A 13,470-nucleotide genomic window follows, 5' to 3' on the forward strand; every position below is an offset into this window, starting at 1 on the left:
CCGGCAAACAATGCTGCCCACCATAAGCACAGGTCAGGGGCAGAGTCCAACGGGTGACCGGTGCAACCAAGATGAAGCTTTGAAACGGGTTTGGCAGGTCAGGTGGCGTCGGTGGGGGCGGCGCGGTGATCGATCGCGGCCGTCAGTTGATCGATGCGGTCCATGGCGCCGTTGAGTTTCTCCACGGCTTCCCACAGCTCCGGTTGCTGTTCCCGGACCTGGTCCAGGGTGGCGCCGGCGGACCGCAGGGACCCGAGGTCAAAGCTGACGTTGGTGCGCGCCCCGGCCACGGCGGCCCGAAGGGCACCAAACGCGACGACGACATCAGCCACCAGCGACCGGTTGCCGTTGGTTGCCAGCCAGGCGAGGTCGTCAATGGCGGCAATGGCCCGCTCGCCGAGCACGGCAGAGGAGGCGGCGGCGTCCAGGGAGGCGCGGCGGATCGCTTCGTCCCGCTCCGGTCCCGGCTCCAGCCGGAAGGCGGCCCCGAACGCCTTGGAAGCGGACGCGTCGTCATCCGCCAGGCGCAGGGCTTCCTCACGCAGTGCCCGTGCCCGCGTCCGGATCCCTGCCGGCTCCCCGCCGCCGTCCCCGCTGTAGCCGGCCACCATGGACGTGAGCGACGCGGCGACGGCGAGCATCAGCCCCGTCCCGGCTCCTCCGCCCGGTGAGCCGGTGGATTCTGCCAGCGCGCGCGTCCACTCTTCCACCGTTGACCCCTGGGTGGTCACAACAGTTTCATTCATGCCAGGAACCGTGCCCAGAAACGCGCCGGGCTAAACGGGGCGAGGACGACGGCGTCAGGCAGCGTGCGCTTCTGGCCCACTTTTGGCGTGGGGAGTCCCGGAAACATGCGGTACTCCCGGCGGTTCGGGCAGCTAAAGTGGGCCAGTGTGACACAACGCCACCGCCACCACTACGGCCAGGACCCCAGCCAGTGGGGTGAGCTTTTCCTCCCTGACCTTCCGGCGGGCGCCAGGCACCAGGGCGTGGTGGTGGTGATCCACGGCGGGTACTGGCGTTCCACCTATGGGGCCGAACTGGGTGCTCCGCTGGCGAAGGACCTGGCGGAGCAGGGTATGGCGGCCTGGAACCTCGAGTACCGGCGCGCGGGTAACGGCGGGGGCTGGCCGGCTACTTTCGAGGACATTCTGGCCGGTATCGACAAGCTGGCCGACCTGGTGGAACCGCACGCGCTGGACCTGCGCAAAGTGGTGGCGCTGGGGCATTCCGCCGGCGGCCATTTGGCGGTGTGGGCGGCAGGCAGACCCAAACTGGAGGGGCTTGTGCTTGGGGAAGGCGGCCAGGTGGACAACAGCAGCGACGGCGTCCGCCTCACCGGGGTGGTGAGCCAATCGGGCGTCCTCAACCTTGCCGAGGCTGAACGGCTGAACCTCAGCGATGGGGCGGTGGCAAACCTGCTGGGAGGCCCGTCGTCGGAATTTCCCGGGCGCCACCGCATCGGCGACCCCATGGCCGCACTGCCGTTGGATCTTCCCGTTTATGCCGTACACGGCATAAAGGACGACGACGTTCCCCTCAGCATGTCCGCCACCTATGTGGACGCCAGCCGGGCCGGACCCGTGCCGGCACAGCTGGTCATGGTGCCAGGGGACCACTTCGCCCTGATCGACGTTACGGCGGAGGCGTATCTGACGTGCCGGGAGCTCGTGGGCCGGCTGCTCCGCTGACACGAACTGCTGACCCGGCCCTGTTTCTGGCAGAGTATGACCATGCTCACAGTTATCGGCGAAGGCCTTGTTGACGTTGTCCAGCGCGCCTCGGGAATTGAGGCCCACGTGGGCGGCAGCCCGCTCAACGTTGCGGTGGGCCTGGCCCGGCTGGACCATCCGGTGCAGTTCATCGGCCGCTACGGCCGGGACGCCTACGGCGATTCGGTGGCGGCCCACCTGCGCGCCAGTTCGGTGATGCTGCCGCTGCCTCCGGACGGGTTGCCCACCAGCGTGGCCACCGCGTTGATTGACGACGACGGCGCCGCCACCTATACGTTCGACCTCACCTGGGAGCTGCCGGGCGTCGCGGACCGGCTCGGCTTCATGCTGCAGGGCACCACGCTGCTGCACACCGGCTCCATTGCCACGATGCTGGCGCCCGGGGCAACCGAGGTGCTGGCCGCCGTCGAATATGCCCACCCGTCCGCCACCATCAGCTTCGATCCCAACTGCCGGCCCAGCATCATCACCGACGTGGACTACGCCCGGCGGCAGGCGGAAAAGTTCGTGACGCTCGCCGACGTGGTGAAGGCCTCCGATGAGGACCTGGCCTGGCTTTACCCGGGGCAGGACGTGCTGGACTCGGCCCGCAAGTGGCTGGAGCTGGGGGGAGAGGAAGGCCCTGCGATGGTGGTTGTCACCCGGGGCGCGGATGGACCCTGGGGCGTGTGTCGGTCCGGCGAGGCCAGGGTGCCCGCGCCAAAGGTGGACGTGGCGGACACCGTGGGGGCCGGGGACTCCTTCATGGCGGCGCTGTTGTCCGGCCTGGTGGACCGGGAGTTGGACGGCGCGCAGAACCGGCAGGAGCTGCGGGAACTGCCGGCCGAGGGGCTGGCTGAACTGTTGGCCCATGCAGCCAGGGCCGCTGCCGTCACGGTTTCCCGCCCCGGTGCCAACCCGCCGACCCGGGCCGAGCTGAACGCGGTTGATATGAACTCTTAAGCAAGAATCGATTGCTCCGTAAATGTCGTCATGGTGGCTCAAAACGGCATCTGCGGAGCATTCGATGGGCGGTTGGCGGGTAGCTGCTACCCCTCGTGGTTGTAGTAGGGCCACGGAAGGAAACGCCGCTCACCACGGCGGTCCGGCCCCTCGAGAGTGACCTTTCCCGTGGCCGCCCATTCGACGCCGCGGGGGAACATCCTGATGAACTCAATCCGCCGGAAGGTGTCAATGTCGTGCCCGATGGTGATGGTGAAGCTGCGGCCTTCCCCATAGTTGTTGATCCAGGCCAGCGGCTGCAGGGTGTTGATGCCGGGAAGCCCGCTTAGTCCCTCCGCCGGGATGGCCACCGGATAGTGGGACATCGGCCACATCGGTGCCTGCTCGTATGATTCCAGGTCGTCGAACACCGAAAGAAGCACTTCTGCGCCTTCGTTCAGTTCCACGCCGGTGAGGATGTCGTCGCCGGTCACCGTCCAGGTTTTGCTGATGCCCTCGGTGATGGGATGGCGGGGCTCCGCTGTCTGCAGCAGGGCCTCGCCCCACGGACGGGGACGCAGGCCGGTGGGAACGCTGAGTTTCGCGCCCCGCATGGTGTTGTACTCCCCGGGGTAGCCCCAATCGTCCTCCTGTACAGCGGAGCCGTGGAACCAGACCATGCCTTTGCCGTCTTCGCGGACAAATTTCAGCAGGGCAGCGTCGGTCTCCGCGCCGAAGCCCACCGCCTTTTCGTGGTAGCCGTCGCGGCCCTCGAACACCACGATCACAACGTCGTACTTGTCGATGACGCTTGCCCCCAAGCCGCGCGGATCCTCCATAACGCGGACGCGGAAACGGCCGGTGTCCTCCAGTACGGAGGTCAGGCACTGGTTGTGCAGGCGGAAGCTGCGGAATTCGTTGTCGTGTTCCCGGGTCATATGTCCGGAGAGGATAAGGGCGTTCAGTGTGTCGGCCATGCCAGTACTGCCTCGATTCAACGGTTTAGAAGAAAGCATACTAACTTATGTATGAAAACAACATAACGGTGTTACTCTGATTCCGCACCTAGAGAGAGTGAGCAACGATGCTTCTCGAGAGAGACCTCATCCAGTCATCCGGCTTCCGCAACGTGCGTGAGGGCGGCCGCATCACCGGCTTCCAGTTCCGGGTCCGGATGCCTTCCTACCGGGGAATGGCCGCCTCCCTGATCGACGGCGTCGCCGTGCGCGTTGGAAACCTCGTGGACGTGCCCGCCGATGTTCCGCTGTGGACCTTTGGCGGCAGGCAGTGCACCCTGCAGGAACTCTGGAACAGCGACGGCGTCCGATGGCCCCTGGAGGAGGCGGCGCTGGTCACGGTTCCGTTCGACGGCGGCCTGCCGCAGGGAGTCCACGAGCTCGCCATCGAGCTGCGGCTGCGCATGTCCTACATTCCCCTTGAGCACCAGCCCTCCACCTACCGCGCCAGTCGTAGAGTGACGCTGGCTCCCGAAGGCGGCCAGGGCACATTCCGCTATGGTGTGTCCCTTTACAGCTACATGGGCGACTACGGCACCGTGATGGACCTGGAGACCGCGTTGGCGTCCGTCGCCGATGTCGGGGCCACCGGCGTCGAGATCCTTGGCGAGGGGCACGTGCCCAACTACCCCGACCCGTCGCCGGCATGGATCGACAACTGGTTTGGGCTCCTGGAGAAGTACTCCCTGGAACCCACCAACTACGGATCCTGGATTGATACCCGGCTGCACCCGGGCCGGACCATGACCGCCGCCGAAGGGGCCGAGGCGCTGCAGCGGGACTTGAGGCTTGCCCACCGGCTGGGATTCAGCTTCGTCCGGCCCAAGATTGGCGTCGTCTCCAGCGACCTGGTTCCGGACCCCATCTGGACCGAATCGGTGGAACGCTCGCTGGACCTGGCGCATGAGCTGGGCGTCATCATCTGCCCCGAAGTCCACTCCCCGACACCCATCAAGCATCCCGTGGTGGATGACTACATCAGCCTTATCGAGCGGACCGGCACCAAGAACTTCGGCCTCCTGGTCGACACCGGCATCTTCCAGGACCGCCCCATCCCCCTGCGTGACGGCGAGACCCGGGAAAACCGGCCGGCCTTCCTGGATGGAATCGGCGTCAACCCCGCGGACTTTGCGGCCATTGCCCAGTACGTGGTGTTCATCCAGGCAAAGTTCCATGACATCAACGAACAGCTCGAAGACCAGCAGATTCCTTGGCTCCCGGTCCTGAAGGCCCTCAAGGACGCCGGGTACACGGGCTATCTCTCGAGCGAGTACGAAGGTGAGCGGACTCCGTGGCGGGCCACCGAACAGGTCCGCCGCCAGCACGCCCTGATCCGCCGCATTACCGCTGAACTTCCCTGACCCCCATTCCTCCTCCCAGCAAAGGGAACCACCATGCCCAACGGACTTATTGATGATGCAAGCCTGCGCACCCACCCTGATGGTCTCGCGCTATCCCTGACCATCCCGTGGTACCGGAGCCTGTGGCTCTCATCGGTGTCCACGCTGACGCTCTCCGTGGACGGACAGGAGGTGCCCCAGGGGGACCTGAGCCTGGAGCTCGGCGGCGTCCGCTATGCGCTCGCCGACCTGCTTGCCCAGAGCGAAACCCTCTGGTACCTGCAGGAGCACCCCCTGCTGATCGCCCAGCGGGATACCCCTGTGGCCTTGGGTGAGCAGCACAGCGTCCAGCTCATCGGGGAGCTGCGCCTGCCATATATGCAGATCGCCCAGGGCCAGGACGGCGGTCCCGGCATGTACGTCCCCAACTTTGTGAACCAGGAATTGGAGCTCACCGTTACGGACAGGGCTGCTTCAGCTCCCGGACTGACGACGACGGTAACTTCACCTCCGTCAGGGGCTGAGGACGATCCCTTCTCGCTCGGGCTCACCCTGTACTCGGCCAGTGCGGAGTTCCGGGCAGGCTGGTACGACTTTGATGGCCTGCTGAACCGCGTGGCAGAGCTGGGCATCGGCCCGGGCATCGAGATCGTGGCCTCCCAGGTCCTGCCCACGTATCCGCACGTCTCCGATGACTTCACCCGTTCCTGGCAGAAAGCGTTCGACAAGTACGGTTTTACCGCCAGCTCCTTCGGGGCCAATCTCGACATGGGCCGCCGCCGGGACCGGGATATGACCCCGACCGAAGAGTTCGAGTTCACCGAGACACTGTTCCGCGGAGCCAAGAGGCTCGGCTTCCCGCTGGTGCGGATCCAGAGTGCCAAGCCGGACCTGCTGCGACGGCTCCTGCCGCTCGCGGAGGACCTGGAGCTCAAGCTTGCCTACGAGATCCACGCACCGCTGGGACCCAACTCCCCGGAGATCATGAAGGTCCGGGATGTATATGCCGAGCTCGATTCGCCCCTGCTGGGCTTCGTGGCCGATTTCTCCTCCACCATGCACAGCATGTCACCCACGCTCCTGCGGGCCGTCCGCCGTGCCGGGCTCGACGACGAAGCCGTCATTAAACTGCAGGCCGTCTGGGCCACCGACGCCACCATGCGTGAACGCCAGGAGGAATTCATCGGCTACCTGCGGGCACGGGACTTCGATCCTGCCCGCCTTGGTTCCTTCGCGCACCTGGCCTTCAATATGCACGGGCACGTCGATCCCGGCGAATGGGCGGACATCATGCCGCAAATCATGCACGTCCACGCCAAGTTCTACGACATTGACGACGGCGGCAGCGAGCCCTCCATCGACTATCCGGAACTCGTCCGCGTCTTTGTGGAGGGCGGCTACCGCGGCTACTGGTCCAGCGAGTGGGAGGGCCACGCCTTCGCCGAGCTTGGCGAGGTGGATCCGCTGCTGCTGGTCCGCAAGCAGCATGACCTCATCCGCAAGAGCATGAGGTCCTTGCCGACGTCTGCCTAAACGGCGGCCGGAACTGCCAGGCCCGGCCGGGAAACCGTCCGGGCCTGCGCCTTTAATGGGCCTGCTCCTTAAGGTGTGCCCTCGGCAGCAGATGCCGCCACGATGTCCGCGGCCTCCTTGAAAAGGTCCCGCATCCACTCATGTTCAGAGTCCCGGTCGTGCACGGGATGCCACCAGAGGGCATTGACCAGGGGAGTGGCGTCAAACGGCAGCGGCAGGATGCGCACCCCGCCCAACTGCAAAGCAAAGGGTGCGAGGGCGGCTTGGATCAGCCCTATCCGTTGGGTGCCTGCTACGAAATGGGGGAGTGACAGGAAGCTTTCAACAATGACGTCCACGCGCGGCTCAATCCCCAGCTGCTGGATCTGGCGTTGGGCCGAAGTGAACGCGGACCGGGATTGGAAGGTCATTACCCAGGGGAGCTCTGCAATGTTCTCCATGGTGATTTCCTCGCCCACTGCATGATTGGACGAGGCGACAACTGCCATCCAGCCGTCCCGCCACAAATCCTGGTATGGGAGCCCGCTAAGGAAGCCGTGCGGGATCACCATGCCGTCCACGGAGCGAAGCCGGTTGGCGGCATCCTCCACCACCAGGGGATTGTGCAGCATGAACCGGAACCGGACTCCCGGAGCGCGCTCGGCGGCAAGCTCGGAGACGACGCGTCCGATCGTGCTGAAGCCATAGTCCGAACCGTAGATCGAGAACTCACGTTCGGATTCGGACGGCTCCCACGTCGCCTGGCTCTCGAAAACCCGCCGGGCCGCCTCCAGCGCGGTGGTGGTGTGCTCGGCGAGCCGCAGGGCGAAGGGGGTGAGCTCATACGCGTTGCCCCTCCGCGCCAGGATTGGGTCGCCGAAGTGTGACCGCAGCCGTCCCAGTGACGCGCTCAGAGCCGGCTGACTTAGGTGCAGCCGCTCAGCCGCCCTGGTCACACTGCGCTCCGTGATGAGCGCGTCGAGGGAGATCAGCAGGTTGAGATCAAGCCGGGACAGCTGGGAGTAGTTGGTCATGGAGCAGGTCCTTCGGATCGTGAAGTACGTCACGTCAGCTTATCAGCGTGGCCGATAGCAGCAGCGGGAAGCATCACGGATTGCGATATTGCCAAGGAGATTTGCGCACCACTGCCTGACTTATGTCTGTCATAGCAAAGACTTATGTGCTTTTCCTGCACATCTACTTCATACTGGTGAGTGACCGGGGTCACCGTTCCCCCGGAAGTTCTTCGACAACGAAGTCTGAAAGGCTGAACATGGCACAGCACCGCCACTCTGCGGCTATGAAGGTTATCGGCGCTCTCGCCGTCCCAACCATCGCCGCCCTTGCTCTCACCGGTTGCTCAAGCTCCGCTGGCAGCACCGCATCGTCGAATGGGTCCAAGGAGTTTTCCTTGTCGTTCGCCACATCGAACACCATCGAGAGCCCGTTCCAGACGCTGGCTGAGGACTACATGAAGTCCCACTCCGATGTGAAGATCACTTTCAACCCGCAGCCCAACGACTCCTATGACCAGACCCTGCGCACCCAGCTCCAGGCAGGCAACGCCTCGGACGTCGTGGTGACCTCACCCGGCTCCGGAACGGGGCGCAGCATCCTGCCGCTGGCCGAGGCCGGTTTCCTTGAGCCGCTGGACGACGCCGCCAAGGAGCTGCTTCCCGAGGGAAGCGCCAGCACCTTCGGCCACGACGGGAAGGTATACGGCCAGGCCACGGAGATCACTGTCGCTGCCCTCGTCTCGAATGAGACTGCCGCAGAGGCAGCCGGCGGCTTCCCCTCGGATTTTTCCGCCCTCCAGGATCAGTGCAAGGCTCTGGAAACGACCGGTAAGTCCCTCTTTGCCCTCGCCGGCGCGGCGCCTCCGAACACCGGCCTGATGGCAATGTCGCTGGCCGCTTCACGCGTCTACGCCGAAGACCCGAAGTGGAACGACAAGCGTGCCGCCAAGGAGACCACCTTTGCCGGCTCCGCCGGCTGGAAGTCAGCCCTCGAAGCAGTCAACACCCTGAAGGATGCGGGCTGCTTCCAGAAAGGTGCTGCGGGCGGCGGTTTCGACGCCATCACCAAGGGCCTTGCCGGCGGAACGTCCGTGAGCGGCTTCATCCCGGCCCCGAGCTGGAAGCAGCTGGAGTCCGCCGCCGGGGGTGCCAAGTTCGCTGTACGCGCGCTGCCGGCCGAAAGCACGAGCAAGAGCTACGTCTTCGCCAGCGCAAACTACGCCTTCTCCATCAACGCAGCCTCGAAGAACAAGGATGCCGCCAAGGCTTTCCTTGACTGGGCCGCAGAGCCTGAGCAGACCAAGGCGTTCGCCGAGATCGACGGCGCGCTGCCGGTGACCGGCCTGGACAAGTACGACTTCGGAAGCGGCGCCTACAAGAACGTCGGCGACCTGATCAAGGACGGAAAGTACGGCCCCCTGCCGAACATCCAGTGGCCCAACTCCGCGGTCTACGACGCGCTGGCCACAGGGGTCCAGGGCATCATCACCGGCCAGAAGAGCTCCGACCAGGTCCTGCAGGCCATGGACGCCGCCTGGGGACAGTAGACGTTCTTGACCATCAACGTTCCAACCACTCAAAGGGACAAGCAAGGAATACCATGACTGCGACGATGCAACCGAAAAGCGAAGCAGCAGAAGCACCCCGGCGAGGCAGGCGCACTCCGGGAGCGGGCCAGAAGGCCCGCTCCCGGGGCAGGGGCCTGGAGTTTGGACACTGGTGGTGGGCCCTGCCCGGGATCGCCCTGGTGTTTGCCATCCACTACGTGGCAACCGGAATCGGCGGGTTCTTCGCCTTTACCAACTGGACGGGCATCGGCTCGTTCAAGATCACGGGCTGGGCCAACTTTGACGCAATCTTCAAGGATCCGACAAAGGTCGGAGCCCTCTCCAACACCCTCTTCCTGGCCTTCGGCTCGGTTCTCCTGGGCAACGTCGCCGGGCTGGTCATCGCACTGGGCCTGAACCGCGTCCTCAAGACCCGCTACATCCTCCGCACTCTCTTCTTTATGCCGGTGGTGCTCAGCCCGCTGGCCACGGCCTACATCTGGAAGTACATTTTTGACTTCGAGGGTCCGTTCAATGCCTTCCTGAAGGCCATCGGTGCCGGCGATCAGGCCAAGCCATGGCTTGCCGATCCGCAGTGGGCCATCTGGACCGTCCTTGTGGTGCTGGTCTGGTCCTCCACCGGGTTCGCCATGGTGATCTTCATGGCGGGCCTGGCCGGAGTTCCGGTGGAAGTGGAGGAGGCGGCGGCCATCGACGGCGCCAACCTGTGGCAGCGCTTCCGAAACGTCACTCTGCCGGCCATCCGTCCCGCCGTCGCCATCGCCACCACACTCGGCATTGTGCAGGGCCTCCGCGTCTTCGACCCCATCATGGCGCTCACCGGCGGCGGTCCTGCCGGTGCAACCGAAACGCTGGCTACCCAGGTCTACAAGCAGGCGTTTGCGCTGGGCAACTTTGGCGGCGGCGCCGCACTTGCCCTGGTGCTTGCCGCGATCATCCTGATCTTCGCCGTGCTCCAGCAGCGGCTGACGCGATCGAACCCGGAGGACTAACCCATGTTCCGCTACACCAAACTGACCCTGCTCCGGGAAATCGGCCTCTGGGCGCTGGCCCTGGTCTTTCTCGCCCCGTTCTACTTCCTGCTGACCACTGCCCTGAAGCCGGACAGCGAGATGTACACGACATCGGCCCTGGCCCTTCCCGCAAATCCGGACTTCAGCAACTTTGTGAAGGTCCTGACGGCCACCGGCAACTCAAACGTCGTCGCGGGCCTGGTCAACAGCCTCATCATCACCGCCGGAAGCATCGTCGGGCTGATTGCGCTGGGGTCAATTACCGGCTACGTCATTTCCCGCAGCACCCGCCGCTGGAGCAAGGCGGCCTACTACCTCTTCCTGGTAGCCATCATCCTTCCCGGCCAGCTCGGCGCCGTGCCGCTGTACATGGGCGCGCGTGCCCTCGGGCTGACCGGATCCGCGTGGGGTCTGGTCGTCCTGTATACCGGGATGCTTTTACCGCTGTCGATCTTCCTGTACGCGAACTTCTTCCGCGGCCTGGGGACGGACTACGAGGAAGCGGCCACGATCGACGGTGCCACCAAGTCGCAGATCTTTTCCAAGGTGGTGTTCCCCATGATGGCTCCGGCCACGGGGACGGTCACCATCTTCGCCGGGCTCATCGTGTGGAATGACTTCTTCACGTCACTGATCTTCCTGGGCGGATCCGCCAACCAGACCCTGCCGGTAGCCATGTACTACTTCATTGGCTCACTGGTATCGAAGTGGAACTCCATCTTCGCCATCGTCATCGTGTCGATGATCCCCATCCTGGCGCTGTTCCTCTTCGCTCAGAAGCGCTTCATCCAGGGCTTCTCCGGCGGCCTGAAGGGCTAAGCCCCAACAGCCGGAGAACTGCACGGCGCAAAAACCGCACAAGCTGCCTGCCCTGATCCTTTGCGCCCAAAAACAGCTCCAGCCAGGACCAGCCGCCACCCACATTCCTACTGATTACCCTCTACTACCCAGGAGCCACGCATGTACCAGCTAGCGCCCAACATCGACCTTTTGTTCTCGGAAGCAGGCGCCAGCGCCGCCGACCGCGTCCGCGCCGCCGCTGCCGCAGGCTTCGATGCCGTGGAAATGTGGGGCCCCACTGGCAAGGACATCCCGGCCCTCAAAGCGGCACTTGAGGAAACCGGCGTCCAGCTCACCGCCCAGCTGGCAGAGCCCCGTATGCAGTTCATGATCCCGCCCAAGGACCACGCGCCGTTCTACACCGGACTGGATGCGGGGGTCGAAGTGGCTCACCAGCTCGGCTGCCCCCGGATCGTGGTGGGCAGCGGCACCGGCTTTGGCGGCAGGAAGCGGCAGGACCAACTGGACGAACTGATCGAAATCTTCACCAGGGGCGTAGCGCACATCGAAGGTTCCGGCATCACCCTGGTCCTCGAGCCGGTGAACGTCCGTGTTGACCATCCTGGAGCCCTCCTGGACCGGACCTCGGAGGCGGTCTACATCGCCAAGGGCGTCGGCTCGCCCAACTTCGGCGTTCTCTACGACCTCTACCACTCCACGGTTGAAGGCGAAGACGTGGCCGCCGAGCTCGCCAATGCCGGGGACCTCATCAAGTACGTGCAGGTCGCCGACGCTCCTGGCCGCGGCGAGCCGGGCTCCGGCTCCATCGACTGGCCAGCCCGCTTCACGGACCTGCGGAACAGCGGCTACAACGGCCCCGTCGGGCTCGAGTACTACCCCACCATCGAATCGGCAAAGTCGGTGCGCCGTATCCAGGAACTGGTGGCGGGGCGGTGAGCGGTAACCGGTATCCGGCTGCGGTTGACATCGCCATCGTTGGCAGCGGCCCCACGGCATCGACCTACGCCCGGGTCCTCAGCGAGGAAGCGCCCGGAGCCACTATCGCCATGTTCGAAGTGGGCCCCACGGTCAGCAACCCGCCCGGGGCGCACGTCAAGAACATCGAGGACCCAGATCGCCGCAGCCTGGCCCAGCGGGCGTCGGAAGGCCCCGGTGCCGGCGCCGCAACAGTGAACTCGCCGGGCGCCGTCAAGAGTGGCGAACGCCGCGCGCGTCCTGGAACCTACCTGCTGCAGGACGGCTACGCCTTCCCGGGGGAGGACGGCATGCCCGTGGCGGCCATGTCCAGCAACGTGGGCGGCATGGCAGCGCACTGGACCGCCGCCTGTCCCCGGCCCGGCGGAAAGGAGCGGATCCCGTTCCTCCCGGATTTGGAAGAGCTTCTTGACGACGCCGACCGCCTTTTGGGCGTCACCACGCACGCCTTTGACGGGGCACCCTTTTCCGATCTCGTCCGCGACCGCCTTGCCGCCGTCGTTGACACCGGACGGGCACCTGCCTACCGCGTCCAGCCTATGCCCCTTGCTGTCCACCGGCGGGAGGACGGCGCCCTCGTGTGGTCCGGCTCCGACGTCGTGATGGGGGAGGTCACCCGCGAAAACCCGCAGTTTGAACTCTTTGATGAATCACTGGTGACCCGTGTGCTGGTGGAGGAAGGCGTGGCTGCCGGCATCGAAGTCCAGGACCGCCGCAGCGGTGACACCTATCAGGTGGCCGCCCGTTACGTTGTGGTGGGGGCGGACGCCCTGCGCACCCCACAGCTGCTGTGGGCTTCCGGGATCCGGCCTGACGCCCTGGGCCGCTACCTGAACGACCAGGCGCAGGTGGTGTTCGCGAGCAGGCTCCGCGACGTCCAGCCTGAGCATGCGCCGGCAGCGGCCAATGGTGCCCTCAGTGAGCAGAGCGGAGTGGCCTGGGTTCCCTACACGGACGAGGCGCCCTTCCACGGCCAGATCATGCAGCTCGATGCCTCCCCGGTTCCCCTGGCCGATGATGATCCCATCGTCCCGGGCTCCATCGTGGGGCTGGGCCTGTTCTGCGCGAAGGACCTGCAGCGGGAGGACCGGGTGGCGTTCGACGACGATACCCGCGACTCCTACGGCATGCCCGCCATGCGGATCCATTACCGGCTAAGCGAGCGGGACCACGAGGTACTTGACCGGGCAAGGCAGGAAATTGTCCGCCTGGGCAAGGCTGTGGGCGAACCGCTGGACGAGCGCCCCTTCGTCCTGCCGCCCGGTGCGTCGCTGCACTACCAGGGCACCACGCGCATGGGTGACACGGACGACGGCGAGAGTGTCTGTTCGCCCGACAGCCAGGTGTGGCAGGTCCCCGGCCTCTTCGTGGCCGGCAATGGCGTCATCCCCACCGCCACAGCATGCAATCCCACGCTGACGTCGGTGGCCCTCGCCGTGCGAGGCGCACGAAAAGTTGCAGAAAAGCTCCTCAGCTCTTTACTTATGTCTGAATCAGACAATAGAGTGAGCAAATAGAGAAGAAGCGGCCGGCTCAGGTCATTCTGTCCAAGTACAAGCATTTCTTATAGCACCG

At 65.0% G+C, this 13,470-nt stretch carries 12 protein-coding genes; 9 read left to right on the forward strand and 3 right to left on the reverse strand.

The features are described 5' to 3' along the window. Positions 1–98 precede the first annotated feature (98 nt). Positions 99–746: a cyclodeaminase/cyclohydrolase family protein gene (locus tag FBY36_RS09690; RefSeq protein ID WP_142118901.1), complete on the reverse strand. Its 648-nt coding sequence runs from the start codon at positions 744–746 to the stop codon at positions 99–101. A 147-nt stretch (positions 747–893) separates the two neighbouring features. Here FBY36_RS09690 and FBY36_RS09695 point away from each other — a divergent pair, with 147 nt between their 5' ends. Beyond that, entirely contained in the window at positions 894–1,691 is a 798-nt protein-coding gene (locus FBY36_RS09695; protein WP_235008787.1) for an alpha/beta hydrolase, read from the forward strand. A gap of 9 nt (positions 1,692–1,700) precedes the next feature. Then, positions 1,701–2,675 (forward strand): carbohydrate kinase family protein, encoded by a 975-nt coding sequence (locus FBY36_RS09700; RefSeq protein ID WP_268815572.1) that lies wholly within the window; start codon positions 1,701–1,703, stop codon positions 2,673–2,675. Between the two features lie 86 nt (positions 2,676–2,761). On the opposite strand, the gene FBY36_RS09705 is transcribed toward FBY36_RS09700, so the two are convergent. Continuing rightward, entirely contained in the window at positions 2,762–3,631 is an 870-nt protein-coding gene (locus tag FBY36_RS09705; protein ID WP_142118907.1) for a ThuA domain-containing protein, read from the reverse strand. A 107-nt stretch (positions 3,632–3,738) separates the two neighbouring features. Here FBY36_RS09705 and FBY36_RS09710 point away from each other — a divergent pair, with 107 nt between their 5' ends. Continuing rightward, the gene (locus FBY36_RS09710; RefSeq protein ID WP_142118909.1) at positions 3,739–5,031 is read left to right on the forward strand and encodes a C-glycoside deglycosidase beta subunit domain-containing protein; all 1,293 of its coding nucleotides are present in this window, start codon (positions 3,739–3,741) and stop codon (positions 5,029–5,031) included. Positions 5,032–5,064: 33 nt separating this feature from the next. Next, the gene (locus FBY36_RS09715) at positions 5,065–6,543 is read left to right on the forward strand and encodes a C-glycoside deglycosidase beta subunit domain-containing protein (RefSeq protein WP_142118911.1); all 1,479 of its coding nucleotides are present in this window, start codon (positions 5,065–5,067) and stop codon (positions 6,541–6,543) included. Between the two features lie 68 nt (positions 6,544–6,611). On the opposite strand, the gene FBY36_RS09720 is transcribed toward FBY36_RS09715, so the two are convergent. Continuing rightward, on the reverse strand, positions 6,612–7,556 hold the full coding sequence (locus FBY36_RS09720) for a LysR family transcriptional regulator (RefSeq protein WP_142118913.1): 945 nt from the start codon (positions 7,554–7,556) through the stop codon (positions 6,612–6,614). Between the two features lie 377 nt (positions 7,557–7,933). On the opposite strand from FBY36_RS09720, the gene FBY36_RS09725 reads away from it, so the two are divergent. From FBY36_RS09725 to FBY36_RS09745, 5 genes are all read left to right on the forward strand, one after another. Further along, positions 7,934–9,085, forward strand: coding sequence for an ABC transporter substrate-binding protein (locus FBY36_RS09725; protein ID WP_235008789.1), 1,152 nt, complete (start codon positions 7,934–7,936; stop codon positions 9,083–9,085). A 53-nt stretch (positions 9,086–9,138) separates the two neighbouring features. Then, positions 9,139–10,098 carry a carbohydrate ABC transporter permease gene (locus FBY36_RS09730; protein ID WP_142118917.1) on the forward strand — a complete coding sequence of 320 codons (960 nt, stop codon included), beginning with the start codon at positions 9,139–9,141 and terminating at the stop codon, positions 10,096–10,098. Between the two features lie 3 nt (positions 10,099–10,101). Then, positions 10,102–10,938 (forward strand): carbohydrate ABC transporter permease, encoded by an 837-nt coding sequence (locus FBY36_RS09735; RefSeq protein WP_142118919.1) that lies wholly within the window; start codon positions 10,102–10,104, stop codon positions 10,936–10,938. Between the two features lie 141 nt (positions 10,939–11,079). Continuing rightward, positions 11,080–11,856: a TIM barrel protein gene (locus FBY36_RS09740; protein ID WP_142118921.1), complete on the forward strand. Its 777-nt coding sequence runs from the start codon at positions 11,080–11,082 to the stop codon at positions 11,854–11,856. Continuing rightward, positions 11,853–13,412 carry a GMC oxidoreductase gene (locus FBY36_RS09745; RefSeq protein ID WP_142118923.1) on the forward strand — a complete coding sequence of 520 codons (1,560 nt, stop codon included), beginning with the start codon at positions 11,853–11,855 and terminating at the stop codon, positions 13,410–13,412. The genes FBY36_RS09740 and FBY36_RS09745 overlap by 4 nt, the downstream gene beginning before the upstream one ends. The last annotated feature ends 58 nt before the right edge of the window (positions 13,413–13,470 follow it).

The sequence above is a fragment of the Arthrobacter sp. SLBN-122 genome, assembly GCF_006715165.1.
Lineage (GTDB): Bacteria > Actinomycetota > Actinomycetes > Actinomycetales > Micrococcaceae > Arthrobacter.

Coding starts and splice junctions, on each gene's coding strand:
- FBY36_RS09690 (WP_142118901.1), bottom strand. CDS start 746: ATGAATGAAACTGTTGTGACCACCCAGGGGTCAACGGTGGAAGAGTGG.
- FBY36_RS09705 (WP_142118907.1), bottom strand. CDS start 3,631: ATGGCCGACACACTGAACGCCCTTATCCTCTCCGGACATATGACCCGG.
- FBY36_RS09710 (WP_142118909.1), top strand. CDS start 3,739: ATGCTTCTCGAGAGAGACCTCATCCAGTCATCCGGCTTCCGCAACGTG.
- FBY36_RS09715 (WP_142118911.1), top strand. CDS start 5,065: ATGCCCAACGGACTTATTGATGATGCAAGCCTGCGCACCCACCCTGAT.
- FBY36_RS09720 (WP_142118913.1), bottom strand. CDS start 7,556: ATGACCAACTACTCCCAGCTGTCCCGGCTTGATCTCAACCTGCTGATC.
- FBY36_RS09730 (WP_142118917.1), top strand. CDS start 9,139: ATGACTGCGACGATGCAACCGAAAAGCGAAGCAGCAGAAGCACCCCGG.
- FBY36_RS09735 (WP_142118919.1), top strand. CDS start 10,102: ATGTTCCGCTACACCAAACTGACCCTGCTCCGGGAAATCGGCCTCTGG.
- FBY36_RS09740 (WP_142118921.1), top strand. CDS start 11,080: ATGTACCAGCTAGCGCCCAACATCGACCTTTTGTTCTCGGAAGCAGGC.